31 protein-coding genes are annotated in these 26,394 nt (G+C 67.7%); 11 read left to right on the top strand and 20 right to left on the bottom strand.

Annotation, left to right across the window (positions count from 1 at the left end; translation table 11 throughout):
- The first annotated feature begins 4 nt into the window (after positions 1–4).
- From BM360_RS14870 to BM360_RS14845, 6 genes are read left to right on the top strand one after another with little or no spacing between them, the layout of a single operon-like run.
- Entirely contained in the window at positions 5–241 is a 237-nt protein-coding gene (locus BM360_RS14870; RefSeq protein ID WP_093315806.1) for a DUF6489 family protein, read from the top strand.
- On the top strand, positions 238–1,518 hold the full coding sequence (gene mnmE, locus BM360_RS14865) for a tRNA uridine-5-carboxymethylaminomethyl(34) synthesis GTPase MnmE (RefSeq protein ID WP_093315805.1): 1,281 nt from the start codon (positions 238–240) through the stop codon (positions 1,516–1,518). Before BM360_RS14870 ends, mnmE begins: the two co-directional genes overlap by 4 nt.
- Before the next feature lie 8 nt (positions 1,519–1,526).
- Positions 1,527–3,368 (top strand): tRNA uridine-5-carboxymethylaminomethyl(34) synthesis enzyme MnmG, encoded by a 1,842-nt coding sequence (gene mnmG / locus BM360_RS14860; protein WP_093316078.1) that lies wholly within the window; start codon positions 1,527–1,529, stop codon positions 3,366–3,368.
- Positions 3,365–3,988 carry a 16S rRNA (guanine(527)-N(7))-methyltransferase RsmG gene (gene rsmG, locus BM360_RS14855; RefSeq protein ID WP_093315804.1) on the top strand — a complete coding sequence of 208 codons (624 nt, stop codon included), beginning with the start codon at positions 3,365–3,367 and terminating at the stop codon, positions 3,986–3,988. Before mnmG ends, rsmG begins: the two co-directional genes overlap by 4 nt.
- On the top strand, positions 3,985–4,767 hold the full coding sequence (locus tag BM360_RS14850) for a ParA family protein (protein WP_093315803.1): 783 nt from the start codon (positions 3,985–3,987) through the stop codon (positions 4,765–4,767). The genes rsmG and BM360_RS14850 overlap by 4 nt, the downstream gene beginning before the upstream one ends.
- Positions 4,764–5,630: a ParB/RepB/Spo0J family partition protein gene (locus BM360_RS14845; RefSeq protein WP_093315802.1), complete on the top strand. Its 867-nt coding sequence runs from the start codon at positions 4,764–4,766 to the stop codon at positions 5,628–5,630. The genes BM360_RS14850 and BM360_RS14845 overlap by 4 nt, the downstream gene beginning before the upstream one ends.
- A 14-nt stretch (positions 5,631–5,644) precedes the next feature.
- On the opposite strand, the gene holA is transcribed toward BM360_RS14845, so the two are convergent.
- From holA to BM360_RS14825, 4 genes are read right to left on the bottom strand one after another with little or no spacing between them, the layout of a single operon-like run.
- Positions 5,645–6,661: a DNA polymerase III subunit delta gene (holA, locus tag BM360_RS14840; protein ID WP_093315801.1), complete on the bottom strand. Its 1,017-nt coding sequence runs from the start codon at positions 6,659–6,661 to the stop codon at positions 5,645–5,647.
- A complete protein-coding gene (gene lptE / locus BM360_RS14835) occupies positions 6,658–7,155 on the bottom strand; it encodes an LPS assembly lipoprotein LptE (protein ID WP_093315800.1) in 498 nt (165 codons plus the stop codon). The genes holA and lptE overlap by 4 nt, the downstream gene beginning before the upstream one ends.
- Complete coding sequence (leuS, locus tag BM360_RS14830; RefSeq protein ID WP_093315799.1) at positions 7,152–9,686, bottom strand: leucine--tRNA ligase; 2,535 nt, start codon at positions 9,684–9,686, stop codon at positions 7,152–7,154. The genes lptE and leuS overlap by 4 nt, the downstream gene beginning before the upstream one ends.
- 8 nt (positions 9,687–9,694) lie before the next feature.
- On the bottom strand, positions 9,695–10,135 hold the full coding sequence (locus BM360_RS14825) for a DUF3576 domain-containing protein (protein WP_093315798.1): 441 nt from the start codon (positions 10,133–10,135) through the stop codon (positions 9,695–9,697).
- A 216-nt stretch (positions 10,136–10,351) separates the two neighbouring features.
- Here BM360_RS14825 and BM360_RS14820 point away from each other — a divergent pair, with 216 nt between their 5' ends.
- The gene (locus BM360_RS14820; protein WP_242653492.1) at positions 10,352–11,029 is read left to right on the top strand and encodes a hypothetical protein; all 678 of its coding nucleotides are present in this window, start codon (positions 10,352–10,354) and stop codon (positions 11,027–11,029) included.
- An 18-nt stretch (positions 11,030–11,047) separates the two neighbouring features.
- Here BM360_RS14820 and BM360_RS14815 read toward each other — a convergent pair whose 3' ends face one another.
- Positions 11,048–11,572, bottom strand: coding sequence for a thiamine phosphate synthase (locus BM360_RS14815; RefSeq protein ID WP_242653491.1), 525 nt, complete (start codon positions 11,570–11,572; stop codon positions 11,048–11,050).
- A 23-nt stretch (positions 11,573–11,595) separates the two neighbouring features.
- On the opposite strand from BM360_RS14815, the gene BM360_RS14810 reads away from it, so the two are divergent.
- Positions 11,596–12,270, top strand: a complete 675-nt coding sequence (locus BM360_RS14810; protein ID WP_093315797.1) for a YggS family pyridoxal phosphate-dependent enzyme — start codon at positions 11,596–11,598, stop codon at positions 12,268–12,270.
- 10 nt (positions 12,271–12,280) lie between these two features.
- On the opposite strand, the gene metW is transcribed toward BM360_RS14810, so the two are convergent.
- Together metW and metX are read right to left on the bottom strand one after the other, a co-directional pair.
- Positions 12,281–12,868, bottom strand: coding sequence for a methionine biosynthesis protein MetW (metW, locus tag BM360_RS14805; protein WP_093315796.1), 588 nt, complete (start codon positions 12,866–12,868; stop codon positions 12,281–12,283).
- On the bottom strand, positions 12,865–14,031 hold the full coding sequence (metX, locus tag BM360_RS14800) for a homoserine O-acetyltransferase MetX (protein WP_093315795.1): 1,167 nt from the start codon (positions 14,029–14,031) through the stop codon (positions 12,865–12,867). Before metX ends, metW begins: the two co-directional genes overlap by 4 nt.
- A 60-nt stretch (positions 14,032–14,091) precedes the next feature.
- Between metX and hisC the strand changes: the two genes are divergently transcribed.
- On the top strand, positions 14,092–15,183 hold the full coding sequence (gene hisC / locus BM360_RS14795) for a histidinol-phosphate transaminase (RefSeq protein ID WP_093315794.1): 1,092 nt from the start codon (positions 14,092–14,094) through the stop codon (positions 15,181–15,183).
- A complete protein-coding gene (locus BM360_RS14790) occupies positions 15,183–16,091 on the top strand; it encodes a prephenate/arogenate dehydrogenase family protein (RefSeq protein ID WP_093315793.1) in 909 nt (302 codons plus the stop codon). Before hisC ends, BM360_RS14790 begins: the two co-directional genes overlap by 1 nt.
- On the opposite strand, the gene BM360_RS14785 is transcribed toward BM360_RS14790, so the two are convergent.
- The 4 genes from BM360_RS14785 to ftsE are packed head-to-tail and all read right to left on the bottom strand — an operon-like array spanning position 16,088 to position 18,931.
- On the bottom strand, positions 16,088–16,783 hold the full coding sequence (locus BM360_RS14785; protein ID WP_093315792.1) for a lysophospholipid acyltransferase family protein: 696 nt from the start codon (positions 16,781–16,783) through the stop codon (positions 16,088–16,090). The two genes, BM360_RS14790 and BM360_RS14785, sit on opposite strands and share 4 nt — an antisense overlap.
- Before the next feature lie 5 nt (positions 16,784–16,788).
- Positions 16,789–17,322, bottom strand: coding sequence for a YdcF family protein (locus BM360_RS14780; protein ID WP_093315791.1), 534 nt, complete (start codon positions 17,320–17,322; stop codon positions 16,789–16,791).
- A complete protein-coding gene (locus tag BM360_RS14775) occupies positions 17,319–18,221 on the bottom strand; it encodes a cell division protein FtsX (RefSeq protein WP_093315790.1) in 903 nt (300 codons plus the stop codon). The genes BM360_RS14780 and BM360_RS14775 overlap by 4 nt, the downstream gene beginning before the upstream one ends.
- The gene (gene ftsE, locus BM360_RS14770; protein WP_093315789.1) at positions 18,218–18,931 is read right to left on the bottom strand and encodes a cell division ATP-binding protein FtsE; all 714 of its coding nucleotides are present in this window, start codon (positions 18,929–18,931) and stop codon (positions 18,218–18,220) included. The genes BM360_RS14775 and ftsE overlap by 4 nt, the downstream gene beginning before the upstream one ends.
- 152 nt (positions 18,932–19,083) lie before the next feature.
- Here ftsE and BM360_RS14765 point away from each other — a divergent pair, with 152 nt between their 5' ends.
- Positions 19,084–19,797, top strand: a complete 714-nt coding sequence (locus BM360_RS14765) for an MJ0042-type zinc finger domain-containing protein (RefSeq protein ID WP_093315788.1) — start codon at positions 19,084–19,086, stop codon at positions 19,795–19,797.
- Positions 19,798–19,964: 167 nt separating this feature from the next.
- On the opposite strand, the gene BM360_RS14760 is transcribed toward BM360_RS14765, so the two are convergent.
- The 9 genes from BM360_RS14760 to BM360_RS14720 form a co-directional block, all read right to left on the bottom strand.
- Positions 19,965–20,399, bottom strand: a complete 435-nt coding sequence (locus BM360_RS14760; protein ID WP_278247456.1) for a hypothetical protein — start codon at positions 20,397–20,399, stop codon at positions 19,965–19,967.
- A gap of 47 nt (positions 20,400–20,446) precedes the next feature.
- Entirely contained in the window at positions 20,447–20,989 is a 543-nt protein-coding gene (gene ssb, locus BM360_RS14755) for a single-stranded DNA-binding protein (RefSeq protein WP_093315786.1), read from the bottom strand.
- 100 nt (positions 20,990–21,089) lie between these two features.
- Positions 21,090–22,949, bottom strand: coding sequence for a ferrous iron transporter B (gene feoB, locus BM360_RS14750; protein WP_093315785.1), 1,860 nt, complete (start codon positions 22,947–22,949; stop codon positions 21,090–21,092).
- Positions 22,949–23,194 (bottom strand): FeoA family protein, encoded by a 246-nt coding sequence (locus tag BM360_RS14745; RefSeq protein WP_093315784.1) that lies wholly within the window; start codon positions 23,192–23,194, stop codon positions 22,949–22,951. The genes feoB and BM360_RS14745 overlap by 1 nt, the downstream gene beginning before the upstream one ends.
- A gap of 71 nt (positions 23,195–23,265) precedes the next feature.
- Complete coding sequence (locus BM360_RS14740) at positions 23,266–23,922, bottom strand: COQ9 family protein (RefSeq protein WP_093316075.1); 657 nt, start codon at positions 23,920–23,922, stop codon at positions 23,266–23,268.
- Positions 23,923–23,933: 11 nt separating this feature from the next.
- A complete protein-coding gene (locus BM360_RS14735) occupies positions 23,934–24,347 on the bottom strand; it encodes a hypothetical protein (RefSeq protein ID WP_165611312.1) in 414 nt (137 codons plus the stop codon).
- The gene (locus BM360_RS14730; RefSeq protein ID WP_093316074.1) at positions 24,347–24,763 is read right to left on the bottom strand and encodes a VOC family protein; all 417 of its coding nucleotides are present in this window, start codon (positions 24,761–24,763) and stop codon (positions 24,347–24,349) included. Before BM360_RS14730 ends, BM360_RS14735 begins: the two co-directional genes overlap by 1 nt.
- A 38-nt stretch (positions 24,764–24,801) precedes the next feature.
- Positions 24,802–25,518: a tetratricopeptide repeat protein gene (locus BM360_RS14725; protein WP_093315782.1), complete on the bottom strand. Its 717-nt coding sequence runs from the start codon at positions 25,516–25,518 to the stop codon at positions 24,802–24,804.
- Between the two features lie 134 nt (positions 25,519–25,652).
- Positions 25,653–26,378 (bottom strand): alpha/beta fold hydrolase, encoded by a 726-nt coding sequence (locus BM360_RS14720; RefSeq protein ID WP_093315781.1) that lies wholly within the window; start codon positions 26,376–26,378, stop codon positions 25,653–25,655.
- Positions 26,379–26,394: the final 16 nt, after the last annotated feature.

Here is a 26,394-nt window from a genome sequence, read left to right as displayed (position 1 = left end):
GGTAATGAAGGTCAGCGTGGACATTGATTGCACGCCCGAGGAGGCGCGCCGCTTCCTCGGCTTGCCGGATTTGACCCCGGTGCACGCCATCTATGTGGATAAGCTTTCCCGGGTTGCGGCCGAAGGGGTCACCCCCGACGTGGTCGAGCAGATGATGAAATCGTGGGCCCCGATGGGGGAAGCAGGGATGTCGATGTGGCGTCAATTGTTCGACCAGATGGGCAATCCTCGCAAAGCGTGAGCGGAGACACGATTTTCGCCCTGTCGAGCGGCGCACTACCTGCGGGAATAGCTGTCGTTCGTATGAGTGGACCTCAGGCGGGCGAGGCGCTTCGACACCTTGCAGGCGCGTTGCCGGAGCCACGGCGGGCCTCTTTGCGGACCTTGCGCGATGAGGGAGACGCTCTCGATCGTGCTTTGATCTTGTGGTTACCAGGACCAGGAACGGCCACGGGCGAAGACATGGCCGAACTGCATCTGCATGGCGGTCGAGCGGTCGTCGCGGCTGTAGAGACAGCGCTAGAGCGTCAGCCGAAGCTGCGCCGGGCGGAAGCTGGCGAGTTTACGAGGCGGGCCCTCTATAACGATCGCCTAGATTTGACTGCTGCCGAGGGTCTTGCCGATCTGCTGGAGGCCGAGACGGAGATCCAACGCCGGGTGGCGCTTGCGGCGAGTGAAGGTGGGCTTGCGCGGGAAGTTGCCAGGTGGCGCGACAAACTGCTGGGCGCGGCTGCTCTGGTAGAAGCCGGGATCGACCTTGCTGCCGAGGACGAAGCAGCCGACGTGAACCTGCCGTTGGAAGCAGTGGGAGCGCTCACCGTTGAAATGGAAGCCGCACTTGCGCGGCCGCCTGCAGAGCGTCTGCGGGATGGCATCCGTGTGGTGCTGGCAGGACCGGTCAACGCAGGAAAATCAAGTCTGTTAAATGCACTGGCCGGACGAGACGCGGCGATCGCCACACCTGTTGCAGGTACGACGAGAGATGTGCTCGAGGTACCCTTGGCGATCGGCGGTATTCCATTCCTTTTGTTCGACACAGCGGGTCTGAGGACTAGCGGCGATCCGGTAGAGGCGATCGGCGTCGAGAGAGCACGCGCCGCGATGCTGGCGGCGGACATCCTCGTGTGGCTGGATGATGAGCCTGCGCCCGAGCAGCATGAGGGCGCGATCCATATTTGGCCTAGATGTGACCTTCCGGATCGTGCCGGGTCAAGGAACGGCCGACTGGCGGTTTCCGCGTTGACCGGCGCTGGACTGGAAGACCTTCGTAACCTCCTCGTTACGCGCGCGCGTGATCTGCTCCCGCGGGAGGGGGAGAGTGCGTTGAACCTGAGGCAGCGTTCGGCTATCGCTGCCGCTGTTGGCGAATTGCGCCACGCACTTGCGCAGGCAGCCGACGAGCTCCTCTTCGCCGAACATGTTCGTAGCGCCCTGGTCCGCCTTGAACAGGTGGGTGGGGGTGGCGGCATCGAGGACCTGCTCGACACAGTGTTCAATCGATTTTGCGTCGGGAAGTGATGTTCCACATGAAACATTACGACGTTGTCGTAATCGGGGCAGGGCACGCTGGTTGTGAAGCCGCAATGGCAGCAGCCCGGCTTGGCGCTTCGGTTGGCCTTGTCACTCTTCAGCGCGAAAATATTGGCGCGCTCTCCTGCAACCCAGCGATTGGTGGCGTCGGCAAAGGGCATCTGGTACGAGAGGTGGACGCGCTCGACGGCCTCGCAGCCCGGTGCGCTGATCAAGCCGCCATTCACCATCGTATGCTCAACCGGAGCAAGGGGCCTGCGGTTCACGGTCCGCGCGTTCAGGTGGATCGTCAACGCTTTGCTGCAGCGGTCCAAGTGGCAATTAGGGCCGAGTCACGGGTTGAAGTTGTCGTCGCTGAAGCAACGGCGCTGCAGCTCGAAAAAGGTTCTGTGTGTGGCATCTCGCTAGGTGATGGTCAGCGGGTTTCCACCCAAGCGGTGGTCATAGCTACCGGTACGTTCCTGGCCGGACGCTTGTTCATGGGGCTGGATCAGTCTGGTGGGGGGCGAGTTTCCGAAAGCGCCGCAACCCGACTAGCGGAGCAACTCCGGTCTTGGCAGCTGCCAATGGCGCGTTTGAAGACCGGCACGCCGCCACGGCTGGATGCCCGGACGATCAATTGGGCGGCGTTGGAGCCGCAACACTCCGACGTCGAGCAGTGGACGATGTCGTCGCTGACAGCGAGGCGGCTGCTACCTCAAGTCGCTTGTGCCATCACGCGAACGACGCTCGAAACGCACGAGATCATCCGCTCGGCAAAGCATCTGTCTCCTCTCTACGCAGGGATGATTGAGGGCCGTGGCCCGCGCTATTGCCCATCAATCGAGGACAAGGTGGTGCGCTTCGGTGATCGTGACGGTCACCAGATCTTCCTTGAGCCGGAAGGTCTCGACAGCCCGAGCGTCTATCCGAACGGGATCTCCACGTCTTTACCGTCTGCGATCCAAGCCGCATTCATCCGCACGGTCCCCGGCCTTGAGCGTGCGGAGATTTTGAAACCCGGCTACGCAGTGGAATATGACCATATTGATCCCAGGTGCCTTGAGCAGACGCTAGAGACCCGGCAGATTAAGGGCCTTTTCCTGGCGGGGCAGGTCAATGGAACGACAGGCTACGAGGAGGCCGCTGCGCAAGGTCTCGTTGCCGGTGCGAATGCAGCATTAGCAGTGGCGGGGCGCCCGGCGATGGTGTTGGATCGCTCGCAAAGCTATATAGGTGTCATGATCGACGACCTTGTTCTGCAAGGCGTGACCGAACCTTATCGCATGCTGACCGCGCGGGCCGAATATCGGCTTAGCCTGAGAGCGGACAACTCAGAGACTAGGCTTGAGGATGTAGCGACGGCGACTGGCCTGCTCGGGTCCGATCGACGGACTCATGTCGTTCGTCGACGGCAAGCTCGTTCTGAGGGGGAGGCGGCATTGGCGGTGCGTGTTACCCCTCAGCAGGTGAGAGCCGCTGGCTTCGATGCCGCTCACGATATGAGTGCTATGAGTTTGGGAGAGTGGGTGAGTGTGGGTCTGGACTGGCGAGTAGCAACAAGCATTTCTACAAGGCTGGCGGCGCTCCCAACTGATGTTGCCGAGGAGTTGAACACCGATTGCCGCTACCGACCCTATCTGACCCGACAGGCTCAGGAGCGTCATCGCGTGACGAGAGACGAAGCCAGGAAGGTTCCAGAAACGCTGCGCTTCGAGGCCATAGCCGGTTTGTCCCGGGAGATGGTTGAGCGGCTTAAGGCTGCAGCGCCACGTACAATTGCTGAGGTAGGGCGTATCCGGGGCATTAGTCCTGCAGCTGTCGTCGCCGTCATGGTCGCGGCGGACCGCGCTGCATGAACGCTGGCGATCTGGAGCTCTTGCGGCAACTCCATGTTCCACATGAAACAATTGATCGGCTAAAGTCTTTCGTGCAGATTCTCGACGAGGCGTCTGCTGGTCAAAATCTCATCTCTGCCGGAACCCGCCCGCAGCTTTGGCAACGCCATATTCTAGATTCATTGCAGCTTCTCCCCTTGGCAGAGGGCACAGGCTCATGGCTGGACGTTGGGACTGGGGCGGGCTTTCCGGGGTTGGTGATCGCTATTGCTGAGCCGAACAGGCAGATGATTCTGGCCGAACCGCGGGCACTAAGGGTTGGTTTCCTTCGAGAAGTCGCGAGTAAATTGCACTTAGACAATGTTGCAGTGCATCAAAAGAAAGTCCAGCTGATCGCGTCGCCGCCGGTCAGCGTCATCAGCGCCCGGGCAGTCGCGCCGCTAACGAACTTGATCGAGAGTACAACCCATTTGGCCGATGAACAGACGCTCTGGTTGCTGATGAAAGGGCGAAGCGCGCGGTCTGAACTGGAACAGGCGAGGGCGACGTGGCAGGGTGAGTTCCGGCTGGTCCCCAGCCTTACCGATCCGGACGCGGCCATCGTCGTCGCGAGCGGGCTCAAGCGGAGGGTGAAACGATGATCCGCATCGCGGTGGCAAACCAGAAAGGCGGGGTCGGCAAGACCACGTCCGCGATCAACCTCGCCACTGCGCTTGCGGCGACGGGGTGGCGTGTGTTGCTGATCGACTTCGATCCGCAGGGGAATGCATCGACCGGCCTTGGCATCCATCCGCCGGAGCGCACGCTATCCAGCTATGAGCTTCTGCGGGGCGAGTGCAGCGCGGCAGATGCGGCGATCGCGACACGCGTACCGCGCCTCGATCTAATCGCAGCCACGGTCGATCTCTCCGGTGCTGAGATCGAATTGATCGATGCTGGTGATCGCACCCACAGACTGGATCATGCCTTGGATGCCGCGCCTCCTGCGCGCTGGGATATCTGCATCATCGATTGCCCGCCTTCGCTCGGGCTGTTGACGGTCAATGCGCTCGTTGCCGCCCGATTGCTCCTGATACCATTGCAATGTGAGTTCTTCGCGCTTGAAGGACTGAGTCAGCTACTGCAGACTTTTGAGCGCATTCGCGGCCGGTTCAATCCTGGATTGTCGATCCTGGGTGTTGCCCTCACCATGTACGATCGCCGAAATCGCCTATCCGAACAGGTGGCCCAGGACGTTCGTGCCTGCCTCGGTGGGATTGTGTTTGAGACTGTAATCCCACGCAATGTCCGCCTGTCCGAAGCACCGAGCCATGGGGTGCCCGCATTGATCTACGATCATCGCTGCCCAGGCTCGGAGGCCTATATCGCTCTCGCTCGCGAGCTGATGATCCGCTTGCCCAAGCCGGCAGCAGCGGCATGAGCGAGCCAAGGCGCGGACTAGGGCGTGGCCTCTCGGCATTGCTTGGAGAGGTCGAACGCGAGCAGCCGGTGAGTGGCGGGGGCAGCGGGACGCAGACTGTTCCGGTCTCGTCCATCAAGCCCCATCCAGGGCAGCCCCGCCGTCACTTCGACGATGCAGCACTGGATGAGCTTGCCGCGTCCATCGCTGCTCGCGGGCTGTTGCAACCGATCGTCGTCCGTCCGGCGGGAATTGGATATCAGATCGTTGCTGGTGAGCGTCGCTGGCGTGCGGCACAGAGAGCTCATCTCCACGAAGTGCCTGTAATCGTTCGCGACTTTGACGACGCCACGACGCTAGAAGTGGCTCTTCTGGAGAATATTCAGCGCGAAGACCTAAACGCAATCGAGGAAGCGGAGGGCTATCGGCGGCTTATTGACGAGTATGGCCATACGCAGGAAGTGCTTGGCAAGCTTGTCCACAAATCCCGCAGTCATGTCGCCAATTTGCTGCGTCTGCTGGATCTGCCGGCCGACGTCCGAACGATGGTGGCCGATGGCACGCTTACCATGGGGCACGCACGTGCGTTGGTGACAACCGACAATCCGGCGGAGCTCGCCGGAGAGATCGTCGCCCGCGGCCTGTCAGTTCGAGACGCAGAGACGCTCGCGCGCGGTGCCAAGCCGAAGCGAGAGCGTGCGGCGACCAAGCCAGCCAGCACTGGTGACGCGGACACCGCCGCGCTCGAGCGGCAGCTAGGCGATCTGCTCGGATTGAAGGTGTCGATCGCGTTCGGTCCGAATGGCGGCACGGTAACGCTCGGCTACTCTTCGCTCGATCAACTCGACATGATCTGCCAACGTCTGTCGGGCGAGCCGATCTAGACTGCCTTAGAAGGTTAGCGCCGGCGCGCCGCGATGCGCGCGAGATCGAGTGCTGCAGCCTCAGCGGCGATTGTCCCCGGCCCAGTCGATTGCATCGCTGCTCGACCAGCCGCCGTTACGCGCGCCAGAGCGGCGGCGAGCGCGTCGGGTGACCAGCGCCTGAGTTCAGCCGTAACCAGCGGAGCGGTCTTCCAGAAGATCGTCCGGTTGCTCTTCACCGCCGTGTCGATGGAATTGCCTGCTGCAACTTGAGCGCTAAGCTCCGTCAGCAACAGCAGTCGGCGTTGCAGTGCCCGGATGAGCGGGATGCCGGTCTCATCCAGTCTCGCCAGCTCCTCAGCCACTCGGGCCGGCTCACCCGCAAACACAGCGTGAAGCAGACGATCCCAGTCGCTCTCCGCCTCTGCCGGGGCGAGCGAGTCGAGCGCATCATGGCCGAGCTCGCGCCTGCGATCAGGAGCGGCATCGAGATAGTCGGCGTACTTGCCGATCTCCTGCGCGATCACGGCGCGATCCCCCGCGGCCAGCGTTGCCAGTCGACGTGCGACGTCAGGCGCGATCGAGAGGCCAGCCTCCCGCCCCAGATCCGCAACCACCCGGTCGATCTGCGAGGCATCAGGCAGGTAGTTGATGCAGGCGAGCGCATTCGGCGCGGCGGTCACCAGCTTGACCAGCTTCGAGTCCTTGCGAAGCTCCCCTGCGATGAGGACGACCGGATTACCGGCTGCAGCCGCTTCGAGCAGCGCGGCAACTGCCTCTGTGGCCTCATCGCCGACCGGCTCGACACGAATCCAGCGGCGCCCGCCGAACATGGAGAAAGCCGCTGCCTCATCCGCCAGTCGTGCAGGGTCGGCCTTTAGCGCTGACCCGGTCAGGTCGATGCGCTCTGCATCGCTGCCAACTGCGGGGCCGAGCCGCGCAGCCAAGGCCCGCGACGCCGCTTCATCGGGGCCGTAGACCAGGATGCACCGGACTGCCGGATCGGCCGCGTCGAGCGCGCGACGCGCCTCTGCGGGCTTGACCGCGGTCACTTGCCGGCGGCGGCCGTCCGCCGGACGTAGAGTGCGAGACGCGTGGTGATCTGCTGCGCGACTTCCTGCGTCAGCCGCTCCAAAGCGGTCTGTTCCGCGGCGATGGTCGCGTAGTCGGAGGAGACGACGTCCACGCCTGCGTCCGAACCGGCGGTGGCATCAAGCAGCACCGTGCCTTGCGCCGCATCGACGAGGCGATAGCGCGCGCGCAGCGTCCGCCGCTCGCGCGTCACCGCATAGTCACTACGAATGCCGAAGCCGGCAATCTGGTCATCCAGCGCCACCTCAAGGCGCCACACCGGCTCGCCCGATGGGCGCAGCCGATCGGTCAGAGCTGCCTTCATCAGCCAGCCGGCACGGCCTGGCATGTCGGCGACGGCGATCCGGTCGAGCCCGGAGGCGGCCACGCCGGTTCCACCGCCGGCGTAGAGCGGCTGTAGCCCGCAGGAGGGCAGGGTGGCTGCGATCAGCAGGAGAGCTGCAATCCGCCTCACGCGACGAGGTTCACGAGCCGGTCGGGTACGACGACGACCTTCTTCGGCGTGCGCCCCTCAAGCAGGCGGAGAACCTTGTCCGAGCCCAGTGCAAGCGCTTCCAGCGTCGGCCGGTCGGTGCCCTTCGGCGCCATGATCGTGTCGCGCAGCTTGCCGTTGACCTGGATGGCGATCGTCACCTCGTCGTCGACGAGCAGCGCCGGATCGACCTCGGGCCACGATGCGTCGGCAACGAGACCCTCACGCCCCAGCCGCGCCCATGCCTCTTCGGCAAGGTGCGGCACCATCGGCGCAACGATGCGGATCAACGTTTCGGCCGCACCTGTGCGGGTGGCGGAGGGGGCCGCTTTCTCGATGGCGTTGGCGAGTTCGTAGATCTTCGCCACCGCCTTGTTGAACGACAGCGCTTCGACGTCGGCCGCTACGCCTGCCACGGCGCGGTGCAGCTTGCGCGCTAGGTCCTTGTCCTCGCCCTCCGGCGCATCGTTCGCTTCCGTCAAACGCCACAGCCGTTGGACGAAGCGCCAAGCGCCTTCGATGCCGGCTTCGCTCCACGGTAGATCACGCTCGGGCGGGCTGTCCGACAGCATGAACCAGCGGACGGCATCGGCACCATATTGGTCGACGATCGGCCCCGGATCGACCGTATTCTTCTTCGACTTCGACATCTTTTCGACGCGGCCGACAGTAACCGGCAGGCCGCTGGAGCGGGCGATGGCGCCGTCAGAGGTGCGCTCCACTTCCTCGGGTGCGTACCAGAGCGTGCGGCCTGCTTCGTCCGTGTCGAAATAGGTTTCGTGCGTCACCATGCCCTGGGTGAACAGGCCGGAGAAGGGTTCCGCGATGTCGAGCAGACCGGTGCGCCGCAGCGCGCGCGTCCAGAAGCGCGCGTAGAGGAGGTGCAGGATCGCATGCTCCACGCCGCCGATATATTGCCCGACGGGCAGCCATTGCTCGGCGACAGCCCGATCGAACGGTCGATCGTCGGGCTGGCTGGCGAAGCGGATGAAATACCAGGATGAATCGACAAAGGTGTCGAGCGTATCGGTTTCGCGCCGCGCGTCCTTGCCACAACTGGGGCAGGGCACGTGCTTCCACGTCGGGTGGCGATCGAGCGGGTTGCCGGGCACGTCGAAGCTGACGTCCTCCGGTAGCACGACGGGCAGCTGATCCTTGGGCACCGGCACCGCGCCGCAGCTATCGCAATGGATGATCGGGATCGGTGTGCCCCAGTAACGCTGGCGCGACACGCCCCAGTCACGCAGCCGCCAGACGGTGGTGCCCTGGCCCCAGCCGTCCGCCTCGGCGCGCGCGATCACCGCCGCCTTCGCCTCTTCGACCTTGAGGCCGTCGAGGAAACGCGAGTGGACGATCACGCCGTCGCGCGTATCGGCCTCGTCATGGATCGGCTCGTCGGCAGTATCCGCCGTGGTGGCGACGACGCGGGTGACGGGCAGCTGGTACTTGCGCGCGAAATCGAGATCGCGCTGATCGTGGCCCGGCACCCCGAAGACGGCGCCGGTGCCATAATCCATCAGCACGAAGTTGGCGACGAACAGCGGCAGCGTCCACTCCGGGTCGAGCGGATGCACAACGCGCAGGCCGGTATCGTAGCCGCGCTTTTCCTGCGTTTCCACCTCTGCGGCGGCGGTGCCAGTGCGGCGACATTCGTCGGCGAAGGTGGCGAGCGCCGCGTCGCGCTCCGCCAGCGCAAGCGCGAGCGGGTGATCGGCAGCGATCGCAGCGAAGGAGGCGCCGAAGATCGTGTCGGGCCGGGTCGTAAAGACCTCAAGCATGTCCTGCCCTGCAGGCACATCGCCGGTGATGGCGAAGCGGAAGCGCAGGCCCCGGCTGCGGCCGATCCAGTTCTCCTGCATCAGCTTCACCTTGTCGGGCCAATGGTCGAGACCCTTCAGCCCGTCCAGCAGCTCGTCGGCGAAATCGGTGATGCGCAGGAACCACTGGCTGAGCTTGCGCCGCTCGACCAACGCACCGGATCGCCAGCCGCGACCGTCGATCACCTGCTCGTTGGCGAGCACGGTCATGTCGACCGGATCCCAGTTGACCGCGCTTTCCTTGCGATAGACCAGCCCGTGCTTGAACAGGTCCAGGAACAGCGCCTGCTCATGCCCGTAATAATCAGGCTCGCATGTGGCGAGTTCGCGGCTCCAGTCGAGCGCGAAGCCCAAGCGCTTCAGCTGCGCACGCATCGCGGCGATATTTTGGCGCGTCCAGTCACCCGGATGCACCTTCTTCTCCATCGCTGCATTTTCGGCCGGCATGCCGAACGCGTCCCAACCCATGGGATGGAGCACTTCATGCCCGGTCATGCGACGAAAGCGGGCTAGCACGTCGCCCATCGTGTAATTGCGCACATGCCCCATGTGGATGCGCCCCGATGGATAGGGGAACATCTCGAGCACGTAGCTCTTGGGCTTGGGGCTGGCGTCGTTTGCGCGGAAGCTGCCCGCTTCCTCCCAGGCCGCCTGCCAGCGCGGCTCGGCGGCGTGCGGGTTGAACCGGCTCGTCATGGCGAAGCTCAGCCGGCGACGGCGGATTGGCGGAGGTCACGCGCCTTGGCGAGGATGATTTCCTCCAGCTTCTGCACGGTCGCCGCTTGCACCGGCGCATCGACCCACTGACCACCCTGGTTGATCTGGCGGGCGGCCGCGACGCGCAGCGCGTCGGCGCGCAGATCCTGGTCGAGGATCGCCACGGTGACCTTCATCCGTTCCCCCGGCGTGGCCGGATTGGCGTACCAGTCGGTCACGAACACGCCGCCGTTCGAGTCCGCCTGTGCAACGGGCATGAACGACAGGGTCTCCAGTGTCGCGCGCCAGAGATAGGCGTTGACGCCGATCGTGGTCGTCTTGGACGCGGCGAGATCGGCCCGGACGCGGTCCTTGGATCCGCTGCCGCCGCAGGCTCCGAGCAGGAGGGCCGCCGGCAGAAGAAGAGCGGCGGGAGACAGACGCGGCATGGAACCTCACGGAGCCAGGGATCGGGAATGGCGCCGTTATAGATGCTGCGCCTGCACGAGCAAGCGGCCTGCCCTGTGGGCCGGGTGCAACACTGGCAGGGAATCGCTTATCGCTCGGTTCCGCCGGTCAACCCTTTCGGCTAGGCCGCGTTCGGGGCGGGGAGGAGTATCAGGCCCATGTGGTCGAGTCGCGGAAGCAGGGGGATGTTGGGCGCGGTGTCTGCGCTCGCCCTCGTTGCGTCCGCCGCGCTTCCGCTGGTCGCGGCTGAGGCCGCGCCGCGCAACCTCCGGGTCAAGAAGTCTGCCTCCATTCCGTTTGGGGGCGGCGGCATCGGTGCCTTTACCCCGGCGGCGGCTGATCCCGGTCGGGTTGCTGCCATGTCGGCGAGTGGCCTGTCTGCGACGGGCTTCCGCTTCACGCCGGCAGCTGGGCCCGGCAATCGCCGCGGCGTAACCGTTGCCGTCCGTGCCCGCACCGCCCGGCCGGATACCGCCCGGGTGGCGGCGCTCGGCACGTCGGCGGTGTTGCCGACCGCCTATAATCTCGGCGTCTCGATTGGCTGGAAGCGCTTTGCACTGTCTGGTGATGTCGCGCGGATGGATGCGGGCCTGCTCCCGCTCGGCCGCGAGGCGGTTGATCTGGGTCTCAGCTACTCGGGCAAGCAGTGGAGCACGCGGGTCCAGGTCGGTGCGGATCGCGCGACCGATCAGCGCAGTCTGATCGGGCCGGATCAGAGTTACTCGGTCGATCTTGGCGGTTCCTATGCGCTGACGCGCAATCTCGAACTGTCCGGTGGCGTTCGCTACAAGCGTGAGCGTGATCGCACCGACTACATCTTCGACGACCAGCGCGACAGCCAGGCCGTCTATGTCGGGACCGCCTTCCGCTTCTGATCGGAGCGTGTCGCTGCGTCAGCGCGGCGCCATCCACGCGTCGATCGCGGCCCAACCATAAGCAAACGGCAGCAGCCGGGCACGGCGTGAGTCTATGCCACCGAGCGCGACCGGTCGTCTGACTTGGCGCGCAAGCCGTGCGAAGCCGCTGATCCCCAGCGATCCTGCGCCGACGTGACTGCGCGTGGCGAAAACCGGAGAGACGAACGCCACGTCAGCGCGTTTTGCCCGATGCGCTTCGACAGGATCATGCACCGGCATGGTCCGCAGCAGCGGACGCGCGGTACGGCGCGGGTCGCGGCCATGTACGCCATCTGCGCGCCAGGCAGCGGCGACACGCACATCGCCGGCAAGGACCAGCACCAGCCGCCGGGCCCGCGCGATACGCCGCACGCGCTCATACAAGGCGCGGCGACCCGGGGTGCTGCGATGGCGGAAGACGACGCCCGCGCCTTTCGGCAAGCGCAACAACGCAGACCACAACGCCTCGCCCATCCGCTCATCGGTCATCAGCCAGAGGCGGGGCGGGTGGCGCGGGTGCATGGCAAGCGCCTATAGCGCTGGCGATGACCACCGACAGCTCCAGCGACAGTGCCGCCGCCCGCCTTGCCACCATCCGGGACGATATCGCGCGGGCGGCTGCCGCGGCGCGCCGCGATCCGGCAGGGATCGAGCTTGTCGCCGTGTCCAAGACTCACCCCGCAGAGGCGATTGAGCCGCTGCTGGGTGCTGGACAAGCGAGTTTCGGCGAGAACCGGGTGCAGGAGGCTCAGGCGAAATGGCCAGCGCTGCGCCGGACCGACACGCGCCTCCACCTCGTCGGGCAGCTCCAGTCGAACAAGGCGGACGATGCGGTTGAGCTGTTCAACGTGATCCATTCCGTCGACCGTCCACGCCTTGTCGACGCGCTCGCCCGCGCGATGGACAAGGCCGGGCGACGGCCCGACTGCTTCATCCAGGTCGATGTCGGTGAGGAGCCGCAGAAGGGCGGCGTGGCTCTGGCTGATCTCCCTTCGCTGCTCGCCACGGCTCGCGATGCGAAGCTGCCGGTGGTCGGGTTGATGTGCGTGCCTCCGGCAGACGTGGAGGCTGCCCCTTATTTCGCGCTCACCGCCAAACTGGCGCGGGATCATGGGCTGGCCGGGCTCAGCATGGGCATGTCCTCGGATTACGAGACTGCGGTGATGCTTGGCGCCACCGTGGTTCGGGTGGGCACCGCTTTGTTCGGCTCGCGCGGCTGAGCGGCGCGGATCAGCGCCGCAGCAGGAACACCGCATGCTCGGCGCGGAAATTTGCCGCCGCCGCGCCGCGTTGTTGCGCGCCGCGCAGGAACCAGGCGCCTTCCACGGTGATGCCGCGTTCGCGCACGAATCTGCGGAAATCCTCGACGGTCAGCTGGTGGATGTTCTCCGTCGCATACCAGCTGACCGGCAGCGCCGGCGTCACCGGCATCCGTCCGCTCCACATCAGGCTCCAGCGCACCCGCCAATAGGCGAAATTGGGAAAGGAGACGAAGGCACGGCGGCCGATGCGCAGCAGCTCTTCCAGCACACGGTCCGGGGCACGCGTGGTCTGCAGCGTCTGGCTCAAAATCGCATAGTCGAACGCCGTATCGGGATAGTCGGCGAGGTCCGTATCCGCATCGCCCTGAACGACGGACAGGCCCCGCGCTACGGCGGCGGAGACGTTTGTGCCGTCTATCTCGATCCCGCGCGCGTCCGCCTGCCGCGTGTCGCGCAGCACCGCCATCAGCTGGCCGTCGCCGCAGCCGACATCGAGGATGCGGCTGCCGGGATCGACATGCCGCGCGATGATCGCGAGATCGGGCCTGAGGCTCATGCCTCACCCGCCCGGATGAAGCCGTCGACGACCCGGTTCAGCTCCGGCACGTCGAGCAGGAAAGCATCGTGCCCGAACGGCGAGGACAGCTCGACGAAGCTGACCGGCGCACCTGCCGCGTTCAGCGCATGAACGATCGAGCGTGATTCGGTCGTGGGATAAAGCCAGTCGCTATCGAACGAGACGAGGCAGAAGCGCGTGCGCGTGCCGCGAAACGCATTGGCCAACCGCCCGCCATGCTCCTCGGCCAGATCGAAATAATCCATCGCGCGGGTGATGTAGAGGTAGCTGTTCGCGTCGAACCGGTCGACGAAGCTGATGCCCTGGTGGCGGAGATAGCTTTCCACCTGGAAGTCCGCATCGAAGCCGAAGCTCTTGGCATCACGCGATTGCAGGCGACGGCCGAACTTCTCGGTCAGCCCGGCTTCCGACAGATAGGTGATGTGCGCCGCCATGCGCGCCACCGCCAGCCCGGCCGCAGGCGGCTCCGCCCCGTAATAATCGCCTGCCTTCCACCGCGGATCGGCCATGATCGCCTGACGGCCGACCTCGTGGAAAGCGATGTTCTGCGCCGAGTGCCGCGCAGCCGACGCGATCACCACCGCCGCGCGCACGCGCTCCGGAAAGGTCGCCGCCCATTCCAGCACCTGCATGCCGCCCATCGATCCGCCAACCACCGCGGCAAGTTGGCGAATGCCGAGATGATCGAGCAGCAGCGCCTGCGCGCGCACCATGTCGCGGATCGTGATGACGGGAAAGCGCATCGCATAAGGCTGGCCATCCTCTGCGCGTGAGGCGGGGCCGGACGAGCCGAGGCAGGAACCGAGCACGTTGGCGCAGACGATGAAATGTCGCGCCGGATCGACAGGCTTGCCCGCGCCCACCATCCGCGTCCACCAGCCGGGCTTGCCGGTGATCGGGTGGGTGGAGGCGACATGCTGATCGCCAGTCAGCGCGTGGCAGATCAGGATCGCGTTCGACGCGTCCGGCGCCGGCGTGCCGTACGTCTCGTAGGCGACCTCGACCGGCCCGAACGATGCGCCACCGTCGAGCAGCAACGGACCCGGCAGCACCACATGCCGCGCAAGGCCGAAACGCTGGTCGGTTGAGGGTGTCGTCGCCACGTCTTCCTTCGTGCCCCAAGCCGCTGCGCCTAGCCGCATCGCAGGCCCGGAAACAAGTTCAGGGTGACGAAAAGCGGGTCGGGCGCTAATCGCCCGGGCATGACCGCACCTGCTCCCAAGCCTTGGATCGACGCCATCGCCCCCTACGTCCCCGGCCGCGCCACGGCGGACGGCGGACGCAAGGCCATCAAGCTGTCCTCCAACGAAAATCCGTTCGGCACCGGCGAGGCGGCGAAGGCCGCTTATGCGGCGGAGGCTCGCTCGCTTGATCGCTATCCCGACGCAGGCGCCGCGGCGCTTCGCGAGGCGATCGGTGCGCATTACGGGATCGAGGCCGAGCGCGTGATCCACGGCACGGGATCGGACGAGGTGCTGCACCTTGCCGCCGGCGCCTTTGCCGGCGTCGGGGACGAGATCGCCTATGCCCGCTATGGCTTCTCGGTCTACGACATCGCCGCCCGGCGTGTCGGGGCGACCCCCATTGTTGCGCCTGACAAGGACTATGCGACCGACGTCGACGCGCTGCTGGCCTGCGTGACCGAGCGGACGCGCGTCGTCTACGTCGCCAACCCCAACAATCCGACCGGCACCTATACCTCGCGCGGTGAGATCGCCCGGCTCCATGCCGGCCTGCCGTCCGATTGCCTGCTGGTGATTGATCAGGCCTATACCGAATATCTCGACCCGGAGGACGATGACGGCGCGCTCGAACTCGCCCGCACGGCGCCCAACGTTCTCGTCACGCGCACCTTCTCGAAGATCTTCGGGCTGGCGGCGGAGCGGATCGGCTGGGGCTATGGCCCGGCGCCGGTGATCGCGGCGATGCACAAGATCCGCGCGCCGTTCAACGTCACCACGGCCGGCCAGCATGCAGCGATTGCGGCGCTTCGGGATGCCGCTTTCGTCGAGCGCAGCCGTGCCCACAATGCGACTTGGCGGGCGTGGTTTTCGGATCAGATGGACGCGCTGCCCGGCCTGCGGGTGGTGCCATCCAAGGCGAACTTCGTCCTGGTGCTGTTCGAGGGCCGGCTGCGCGCCGAGGCGGCGTACAAGGGGCTGATGGACGCGGGCTACATCGTTCGCTGGCTGCCCGGGCAGGGTCTGCCCGATGCACTGCGCATCACGATCGGCACCGAGGATGAGATGCGCGGCGTGGTCGATGCGCTCACCGCCATGGCAAGCGCCGCCTGATGCTGCCGTTCGCGCGCGTCACCGTCGTCGGGCTGGGGCTGATCGGCTCGTCGATTGCCCGCGCTGTGCGGGCGACGATGCCGACGGTGCGCGTCACCGGCTATGACGCCGATCCCGCGACGCGGCTGGAGGCGGACGCGCTCGGCTTCCTCGACGATGTCGCGGATACGCCGGGAGCGGCGGTAATCGACGCCGATCTGGTGCTGCTGTGCGTGCCCGTCGGCGCGATGGGGGAGGCTGCGGCGTCGATCGCCGAGGATCTGCCGACAGACGCGATCGTTAGCGATGTTGGCGGTTGCAAGGTTAGCGTTGCCGCCGCGATCCGGGCGGCGGTGCCCGATGCTACGCTCGTGCCCGGCCATCCGGTTGCGGGCACCGAGCACAGCGGCCCTGCCGCAGGCTTCGCGACGCTCTTCCAAGGGCGCTGGTGCATCCTGACGCCGGACGGTGACACCGATCCCGCCGCGGTGATGCGCGTGTCCGCCTTTTGGGAGCGGATGGGCGCGCAGGTCGAGATCATGGATGCGGCGCACCACGATCTCGTACTGGCGGTGACCAGCCATGTGCCGCACCTGATCGCTTATTCGATCGTCGGCACCGCCTCCGACCTCGAAGAGGTGACGCGCGGCGAGGTGATCAAATATTCGGCCGGCGGCTTTCGTGATTTCACCCGCATCGCCGCGTCGGACCCGACGATGTGGCGCGACGTGTTCCTCAACAATCGCGCGGCGGTGCTCGAGATCCTGCAGCGATTGCAGGAGGATGTGACGATGCTCCAGCGGGCGATCCGCTGGGGCGATGGCGATGCGCTGTTCGATCTGTTCACCCGTACCCGCGCCATTCGCCGCTCGATCATCGAACAGGGGCAGGATGATGCCCGCGCGGATTTCGGCCGCGCTCACCCCTAAAGCGCGGCGCCGTTCAGCTGATTGATCGCTTCGTGGACCCGCGCCTCGGCCTCCCGACGCGGCAGGCCAGGGGGGACGGGCGCTCCGAAGCGGATGGTGACCACACCCGGGCGCTTGAGGAAGCGCCCGCGCGGTAGCAACGTGCCGCTGTCCAGCGCCACCGGCACGACGGGCAGGCCAAGCGTTCGGTACAGCCCGGCGAAGCCCGGCCGCAGCGGCGGCGACTCGCCCGGCGGCACGCGCGTCCCCTCCGGATAGATCACCACCTGCCGCCCGGTTGCGGCATGCGCCTTGGCGTCCGCCGTCATCCGCCGTAGCGCCGCGGCGGAGCCCGCCCGATCCACCGGAACGCAGCCGTAGCGCCGCGCCGCCCAGCCCCAGAAAGGCAGATCGGCAAGCTCCTGCTTCAGCACCACTGCCGGGCCGTTCAGCAGGCGCACCAGTTCGAGCGTCTCGTACATCGCTTCGTGCTTGGCGGCGATCAGGACGGGGCCGGTCGGCATCTCGCCCTCCACCCGTGTGTCGATCCGCAGCAGCACGCGCGCGCACCAGTGATGGAAGCGCGTCCAGCGAATGGCGTGGCGGATGAGCGCAGGGCGACCGAACAGTGCCGCGATGGGTGAGGAGAGCGCCGCGCTGAGCGAGCCCGGATAGAAGATCATGGCGAACAGGAGCGAGCGGAGCACGATCATAAGGCTCAATAGCCCAGCGGCGCCGCCACCCGGCGGAGCAGATATTTGTTATATTCAGCGATCAGAGTCATCAGCCCCGGCTCGCTCGGCACTGCGTCGGGCAGCACCGTGACACCTGCCGGCAGCGCGCGGCCGAGTTCGTAATGCGCGCGCGCCATGTGCCAATCGGTCGTGACGAGGCGGATCGAACGATAGCCGCGTGCAGCGATCCAGCGGGCCGTCTCATCCCCGTTGCTGCGCGTATCGACCGACTCCTGTCCAAGATCGACGCAGCAGGCGATCAGCCGGGCGGGCACGCGATATTCGGCGGCGAGATCCGCCTTGCGCACGCGCCGGTCCGCCCCCGAGACGAGCAGCCGGCGGGCGGCGCCGGCCTGCACCAGCGCGAGACCCCGGGCGACACGGCCCGCCCCGCCGGTGACGGCGACGACGCCGTCGGTCCGCTCTCCATCCGGCGCGGGGCCGGGGATGGTCACGGCGAACAGCGCGAAGCCGAGCAGCCACAGGAGCAGGAGGACGGAGGCGGCGCGCGCGATCATAACATCCGCTTCAACGCACCAAGCACGGTTCGGCGCGCAGCCAATGTCGCGAGCAGCACCCCGCCTGCCGGCAGCAGCAGCAGGACCGCCCAGCCGAACCCCGGCAGCGCCACCGCGCCGACCAGTTCGGAGCCGAGCGCTGCCAGTCGCCGGCCGATCAGCAGCAGCACGATGCCGCCCGCCGCAAACCCGATCAGCCCGCCGAACAGTGCATCCAGCGCCATGCGCCGCTGGAACAGCCGGGCGATCTGCACGTCCGTTGCGCCAAGCAGGTGCATGACGTCGATCGTGCCGCGATGCGTATCCAGCGCGGCGCGGGCGGCAAGCATGACGACACAGGCGGTCGCCGTCGCCATCAGGAGCACCAGCGCGACCGCTAGCCGGCCGAGGAGGCGGATCAGGCGGGTGACGGGGGCGAGCGCGGCCCCGTGGTCGTCGATCCGCACGGCGGGCGCGGCGCGGCGGAGCGCCGCTCTCAGTTCGGGCAGGCGGGCTGTGGCGCCGGGACGCAGCGTCACGTCGATCAGCACCGGGATCGGCACGTCCCGGCCGAGCGCGCCATCACCGAGCCAGGGTGCGAGCAGACGCGCCATCTCTGCCTCGCCGACGCGGGTGGCGCGGGTCACGTCGGGCAGGCGCGCGAGGGTGCGCAGCGCAGCGGCAGCCTGCGCCTCGCGTGCTGCCGCATCGGCCTCGACGATCTGGACCGTCGCGCGGTCGGCAAGCCCGGCGCCCAGCGTTCGTGCCGCCTCGCCCAGCGCCAGACCGCCGGCCGCAGCGAGCACGGTCAGGAACATCATGATGGCGATGACCCAGGGCATCGGCCCGGCCAGCCGCCCTTCGGGCAGCAGTTGCCGATCCGCCGCGGGCGGAAAGGCGAGCAGGGCGCCGAGCTTCATGATGCCGCCACAGGTCCACGTGGCGGATAACGCAGCGCACCGGTCGGATCGGACAGGCGCCCGCGATCCAGCCGCATCATCTCCGCACTGGAGACGCGGGAGAGGAGGTGGACATCGTGCGTGGCGACGACAATCGTCGTGCCGAGCTTGTGCAGCGCATCGAACAGATAGAGCAGACGGCCGGCCATCTCCGGATCGACATTGCCGGTCGGCTCGTCCGCGACGAGGATCTCCGGCCGGCCGATCACCGCGCGGGCGATGGCGACGCGCTGCTGCTCGCCACCGGACAGCGTCGCGGGGCGCGCGCCCGACCGTTCGGACAGGCCGACCCAGGCTAGCATCTCCTCCACCGGCGTCACCAGATCGCGCTCCTCGACGCCCGCCACGCGCAAGGGGAGCGCGACATTGTCGAAGGCGGAGAGATAGGGGACGAGGCGGAAATCCTGGAAGACGACGCCAATGCGGCGGCGAAAGCCCGGCAGCCGGTTGCGCGACAAGGTCACCACATCCTCGCCGAACAGGCGGATCAGGCCGCGGCTGGGGCGCTGCGCGAGGTAAAGCAGCTTGAGCAGCGACGTCTTACCCGCGCCCGACGGGCCGGTGAGGAAATAGAAGCCGCCTTCGGACAGGCTGAAGCTCACGTCGACCAAGGTCTCCGTGCCCTGGCCATAGCGCAGGCCGACATTCTCGAACTGCACGATGTTCGCCACCGTCGCCGGCCGCCCGATCCTTCGCCCCGATGCCCGGCCTTTGCACCGGCTGGCGCGCCGCGGCAAGGCGCGCCGCCCCATGTCGGCACAGGCCGTGCTGGACAGCGGGCGCACCGCGGGGTTTAACGGGCATCCCTCGCCGCTGGACGACCATGATCCTCACCTGTCCCCAATGCGCCACCCGTTACCTCGTGCCGGATGCGTCGATCGGTGTCGCCGGTCGGCAGGTGCGCTGCGCCGCCTGTCGCCATAGCTGGCATCAGGACGGGCCGGCGATCGACCCGTCCGCGCCCGCGCCGCAGCCGACGGGGCAGGAGCCGCCCGCGGTCGCGCCGGCGGCACAGGCGGCGGGCGACCCGGTCCACGCCAGCTATGTCGATCCGTCGGCGGTCGAGCGACCGGACCCTTATGGCTATGCCCCACCGTACCGGCCGCGGCGGAACCCGGCGCGGGCGTGGACCGTGGCGGCGGTCGCGGCGGCGGCGCTGATGCTGCTGGCGCTCGGCGCGCTGGTGCTGTTCGGGCCGACCTCATTCTCCACGCGGCTGGGGGTCGGGCCGCAGCCGGTGGTGCCGCTGAACATCCAGGTCACGGCCAAGCCGCAGCGGCGGATGATGGAGAGCGGCAACGAACTGCTGGAGGTGACCGGCCGTGTCATCAACCCGACCGACACGGCGCAGGCGGTGCCCGATATCCGTGCCGAGCTGCGCGACCGGCAGGACCGCGTCGTCTATAGCTGGACGATCGCGCGGCCGGCCAATCGCCTGCCGCCGGGCGGCACCGCCGAGTTCGACAGCGCGGCGGTGGACGTGCCCAAGGGATCGTCCGCGCTGAAGCTGAGCTTTGCCGATCCGGTGGTGCGCTGACCGCCTAAGTTGACAAAGATGACACTCAGAGGCCCTTTTCCGACATCGAGATAGGACGTCCTATCGCGCGGATCCGGCACCCAAAAAAGGTGACCGGCTGCAGACAGGTTGGCTGAGAAAGAACCGTGGAGGTTCGTAGCCGCCGCTTTCCTACAAGGAAAGCCGGATCAGCCGGCCTCCGCCAGATTGGCCCGCTCGATCGCGTCGGCTGCCTGCGTGAGGTGGCGCGCGGCCTGAAGGTCGCCCGCCATGTTGGCGGCGATCAGCGGTTCGACGTCGCTGACAAAGGCGAGGAGCTCGGCGGCCAAAGCGCGCTGGCGGCCAGCCGCGCGATCGAGGGCGGCCTGCTGCTCGGCCGTCACGAGCGGATCGCGGGCGGCGATCAGTGCGGCAAAGCGGGCGGCATCGGCGGTGCCGCCTTCCAGCGCGAGCGCGGCAATGCGCTCCAGCCGTGCGTCCGCCGCGTCCAGCCTTGGGTCGGAGGTGTGCTTCGCGCTGATCCGCACCGCCTTGCGCGCGCAGGCGGCGGCAAGCGCGAGCGCGGCGCCCGCCGCGGCCCCGCAGCCGGGCGCGGGCGCAGGCGCGGCGATCCGCGCGATCAGATCGTCGAGGGTGAGCTGCCCGAGCGGCTCGGCAGGATCAGGCGCGCTCAGAAGGGCACGTCGTCATCGAGATCGTCATAGGCGGGCGCGGGCTTCTGCGCGCCGCCGCGGCCACCACCGCCGCCACGGCTGCCGCCGCCAAAGTCGTTGCCGCCGCCATAGCCGCCGCCACCGCCGCCGAAATCGTCATCGCCGAAGCCGCCGCGGCCACCACCGCCGCCGCCCGAGCCGCCTTCGCCGCGGCCGTCCAGCATCACCAAGGTGCCGTCGAACCCCTGCAGCACGACCTCGGTCGAGTAGCGATCCTGGCCGTTATTATCCTGCCACTTCCGCGTCTGCAGCTTGCCCTCGATATAGACCTTGCTGCCCTTGCGCAGATAGCGCTCGGCCGTGTTGGCCAGCCCTTCGTTGAAGATCGAGACGGTGTGCCACTCGGTCTTCTCCTTGCGCTCGCCGCTCTGGCGGTCCTTCCACGTCTCCGACGTGGCGATGCGCAGCTCGACCTTCTTGCCGCCATTCTGGAAGCTGCGCGATTCGGGATCGCGGCCCAGATTGCCGACGAGGATCACCTTGTTCACGCTGCCTGCCATGTTTGTTCCTCGTCATCCCGGCGAAGGCCGGGATCTCGCGACGGAGCAGCCCGGCCAATAGAGGCCCCAGCGTTCGCTGGGGCGACGGTCTGCGGCCTTCTTAAAGCCCCGCGGCCACCGCGGTCCAGTAGGTGATGCCCGCGGCAATGTAGGCCAGCGCGAAGAGGTAAAGGAGCATGAAAGCGGGCCAGCGCCAGCCGTTCGTCTCGCGTCGGGTGACGGCGATGGTGGACAGGCATTGCGGCGCGAAGACGAACCAGGCGAGGAAGGCGAGCGCGGTGGGCAGCGGCCAGCGCCCGCGCAAGCGATCGACAAGCCCTTTCTCCTGCGCCGCCTCATCATCGCCCGCCTGAATGGAATAAACGGTGGCGAGTGCGGAGACGGCAACTTCGCGCGCCGCCATTGCCGGGATCAGCGCCAGGGCGATGTCTTGGTTGAAGCCGATCGGGCGGACCAAAGGCTCCAGCGCACCGGCGGCGCGGCCGGCGACCGAATAATCGATGGCGGGCTTGTCGTAGCCGGCGGGCGGCTGGGGGAAGGTGAGCAGCAGCCACAGCAGCACGGTGGTGGCGGCGATGATCGTGCCCGCACGCTTGAGGAAGATCAGCGCGCGCTGCCACAGGCCGATGGCGAGATCGCGCGGGGAGGGGGCCTGATAGCGCGGCATCTCCATCATGAAGCCGTGGCTCGGCCCCTTGGCGACGGTGCGGCGCAGCACCAGGGCCGCCGCCATCGCGCCGATGATGCCGACGATGTAGAGGCAGAACAGCACCAAGCCCTGCAGCTCGATGCCAGGGCCGACCGTGCGTTCGGGGATGAATGCGCCGATGATGACGGCATAGACGGGCAGGCGCGCCGAACAGGTCATCAAGGGGGCGATCAGGATGGTGGTGAGCCGGTCCTTCGGATCGTCGATCGTGCGCGTCGCCATGATGCCAGGCACCGCGCAGGCGAAGGAGGAGAGAAGCGGGATGAAGGCGCGGCCCGACAGGCCGACGCGCGCCATCAGCCGATCCATCAGGAAGGCGGCGCGGACCATGTAGCCCGACGCCTCCAGGAGCAGGATGAAGAAGAACAGGATTAGGATCAGCGGCAGGAACACGACGACCGCGCCGACGCCGCCCAGCACGCCCTCAACCAGAGCTGAACGCAGCAAACCGGGGGCGAGCGCATCCTTGGTCGCATTCTGGAGCGCGGCGACACCCGCCTCGATCCAGCCGACCGGCGCCTCCGACCAGGAGAACACCGCCTGGAACATCAGGAACATGATGGCGGCGAGGATCAGCGGCCCGGCGACGGGGTGCAGCGCGATCGCATCGAGCGCGTGGGTGATGCGGCGGGCGACGGGCTCCTCCGCCGTCGCTGCGGCGGCGACGGTGCGGGCGCGACGCTGGAGCGTGGCGATATCGACGGGCTCGGCCGCAGGCTCGGGCACGCGCGATCCATCGCCGACCAGAGCGGCGAGCGCTGCCCGAAGCTCGGCGATGCCGCGGCGGCGGACCGCGACGGTCGGGATGACGGCGACGCCGAGCTCCGCCGCGAGCCGCTCGGCATCGATGCGCAGGCCGTCCCGCTCGGCCATGTCGACCATGTTGAGCGCGACGACGACCGGAAGGCCGAGTGCGATCAGCTGGAGCGTGAAGCGCAGGTGATTGTCGAGATTGCCGGCATCGACGACGACGAGCAGCGCCTGCGGCCGCCGCTCGCCCGCCTGACGGCCGAGCACGACATCCCGCGTCACTGCCTCGTCCGGGCTGGCGGGATCGAGGCTGTAGGTGCCGGGCAGGTCGACCAGCTCCACCGGGCGACCGTCGTCGAGCGCCATGCGGCCCGATTTCCGCTCCACCGTGACGCCGGGATAATTGCCGACCTTCTGCCGCGCGCCGGTGAGCGCGTTGAACAGCGCGGATTTGCCGGCATTGGGATTGCCGACCAGCGCGATCATGGGTGCGGGCGTCATTAAGCGGCGCCGCCGGTGGTGACGGAGACGCGCGCGGCCTGTGCGCGGCGCAGTGCGATAGTCATGCGGCCGACGCGAACGGCGATCGGATCCGCGCCGAGCGGGGCGGCGTGCAACTTGGCGACGGAGACGCCCTCGTCGAAGCCGAGTTCGCGCATGCGGCGTGCCTCGTGCGCGGGCAGCTGCTCCCAGTCGATCCGGTCGATCGTCGCGGGGGTGCCCCGCGGCAGTTCATCGAGACGCACGCACCCGCTCCGCTACTTGCTGCGAGTGATTATCAATAAGTGCGGGGGAAAGCTAGCGCCTGTCTGCCCCTTCACCGCACCGGATAGCGCAGGCGGCCGAGGAAGCGGAGCGGGCTGAAGTGGCGATCTGGGTCGGGCTTCAGCCGCGCCTTGACCTGTTCGATGCGCATGATGTCGGCGATGCGACGGTCGAGAAAGGCGCGCGTGTCGGCAAAACCCTCGCTCTCGTCGTCGAGCAGCGCGAGCAGGGTGCAGCCATAGACCGCGCCCAAAGTCGCGCGCTTGGTATAGTGGCTGAAATCGGTGGAGATGTCGCCCGCCAGATGCCACATCGCGTCCGCCGCACGCCAGCCGAGGCGGGTGCCGGCGGCGACATTCTGCGGCATGGCGAGGATGGCGAGCGCACGGCGCAGCGCCTCGCGGTGCGGATCGACCGTCTCCAGTCGGGCGAGGACGAGCGCGGTGATGCGGGCGCGGATCTTCATCGCGGCGAGCCGTTCGGGCGGCAGCGCCTCGGCCATGATACGGTCCACATCGGCGAACCAGGCGTCGATCATGTCGACCGCGCCGCCGGGAAAAGCGAGGCGTGCGGTGGCGAGCGGGACGCCGACTTCGGCAGACGCCTGCTCCAGCGCCGCCTCGCTCCAGCCGTCGAAGGCGGCGTGGAACGGCAAGGCGGCGGCGAGGGCGGCGCGCAGTTCGTCGAGCGTCCGGTCGGTCGTGTCCATCAGCGTCTCGCTCATTTCACGTAGGGGACGAAGCGGCCGAGGCGGCACTGGCCGACGATATTGCCCTGCTGGCCGAGCACGCGCGCCATGTCGCCCACGCACAGCCGGCTGTCACCGCTGCGCGTGACGATGGTGCGATAGGCGGCGAGCGTGCGGCAGCCCCTGGGCGGCATGTTGAGGAACAGCCGGCGCGGGCTCTGCTCCCACAGGATCGTGCGATTGTCGACGATGCGGGTGGCGTAGCTGCGCCGGAGATCGATGCAGTCGACCGAGGGCAAGGCGGTGCGGCCGGCGACCGCCTTCTGCGCCGCCGGGGTCAGCGCCGCCCGTGCCGCATCCGCCGCGAGCATGGGTGACTTGAGCCGTCCGAGCTCCGCCGAGGCGGGCGCGGCGGCCAGCAGCAGCAGGGCGGCGGCGGCGCGCATCACCAGTGGCCGGTGTTCGGCATCGACGCCCACGGCTCCTGCGGCTCAAGCCGGCCCTTCTGCAGCAGTTCGATCGAGATGGCGTCGGGCGTGCGGACGAAGGCCATGTGGCCGTCACGCGGCGGGCGGTTGATCGTGTAGCCGGCGTCAATCAGCGTCTGGCAGGCGGCGTAGATATCGTCGACCTGAAAGGCGAGGTGGCCGAAATTGCGGCCCTCGGTGTAGCCGGTCTCGTCCCAATTGTGGGTGAGCTCCACCTCGGCGCGGCCTTCGTCGCCGGGGGCGGCGAGATAGATCAGGGTGAAGCGGCCGGCCTCGCTGTCGAAGCGGCGGGTCTCCTTGAGGCCGAGCAGGTCGAAGAAGCGGATCGTGGCATCCGGATCGGACACGCGGATCATGGTGTGGAGAAAGCGCATGGAGGCGATGTAGGCCGCCCTGCGCGGCATTGCGAGGGTCAGGGCTGGCCGGCCAGCGCTTTCGTCGCGGCCTGGCCCGCGGGCGAGGCGGGGGCGATCTTCGCCGCCTTCTCCCACGCGGTGCGCGCGTCGGCATCGCGGCCGGCGAGCGCGGCGATGTTGCCGGCCTCGAACTGGACGGCGGCATCGTCGCCGGCGAGGCGGAGCGCCTCGGCGATGTCCTTGGTGGCGCGGGGCGCGTCGCCGGTGCGCCGCGCGAGCGTGGCGGAGAGCAGCCATGCCATCGGGTCGGCAGCGACGAGCGTCAGCGCCTCGTCGATGTCGGCGCGGGCCCGCGTCGTGTCGCCGAGCGCGACGTCGGCACGGCCGCGGTCGAGCAGGGCCTCGCCGCGTAAGGGACCGGCAAGGACGGGGAGGGCGAGCGCACGGTCGAGGCAGTTGCGCGCCTTGGCGGCATCGTCGCCCGCCAGTGCGGCATTGGCGGCCTGCACCCAGAGCGTGGCCGCGCGGCCGTCGCGCTGGATCTCCGCCTCCTGCGCTGCCTGCTCGAAGGCGATGACGGCGGGGCCGAACCGCTCCTGCGCGACGAAGGCGAGGCCGAGGCACTGGCGCGCGGGCAGGCCGCCGCCACCGATCCGCCACGCGTCGGCCGTGGCCACCGCCTTGGCCGGATCGCTGCGGGTGAGCGCGACGCAGGCGTCGTAGCGGGACTGCGGGGTGGCGGCCTGGAGGAGGAGGATGAGCGGGAGAAGCATGATCTCACTAGGCTACCTGGCGGGTGAACGGGTGCTTTATCGGTCGCGTCAGAACCCGACGGGCGGCCTGGTTTTCGGGCCGTCGGTTGTGCCGCTCGGTGGATGCTGAAACGAGTTCAGCATGACGAGCAGGCTTAGGTCAGCTCCGCGATCGTCTCGATCAGCAGCGCGATGTCCTGCGCGCGGGAGAGGCGGTGGTCGCCGTCCTTCACCAGTGTGAGCCGCACGTCGTCACCGGCGAGCGACTCGGCGAGGCGGAGCGCGATCTGCCATGGCACCTCGGCATCGGCCTGCCCCTGCAGCAGGCGGACGGGCGCGCGGATCGGAATGGCGCTCCCGAGCAGCAGGTTGCGCTGGCCGCTTTCCCAGAAGGCGCGGGTGGTGACGGTCGGCTTGTCCGAATAAGGCGAGGGCTCGGCCAGACGGCCGTCGCGCAGCAGGGTGGCGCGGCGCTCGGCGTCGAAGCTCCATTCGGTGAAGTCCGGCGCGGCGGCGATGCCGACGAGGCCGGCGACGCGGTCGGGCCGTGCGAGCGCGACGAGCAAGGCGATCCAGCCACCCATGGACGAGCCGACAAGGATGAGCGGTCCGTGCGTCAGCCGGTCGATGAGGAACAGCGCGTCGTCGCGCCAGCTCTCCAGCGTGCCGTCCTCGAACGCGCCGCCGCTGGCCCCGTTGCCCGCATAATCGAGGCGGAGGACGGCGCGACCCTGTTCGGCCGCCCACGCATCGAGCGCGAGCGCCTTGGAGCCCTGCATGTCCGAGCGGTAGCCCGGCAGGAAGACGAGGGTGGGGCCGGTGCCCGGGCGGTGAGCATAGGCCAGCGCGAGGCCGTCCGCCCGTGCGAGAAAGTCGGTCACGTCAGCGCCTCCTCAC

The sequence above is a fragment of the Sphingomonas jatrophae genome (assembly GCF_900113315.1).
Lineage (GTDB): Bacteria > Pseudomonadota > Alphaproteobacteria > Sphingomonadales > Sphingomonadaceae > Sphingomonas_P > Sphingomonas_P jatrophae.
This window is presented reverse-complemented; position numbering and strand designations above follow the sequence as displayed.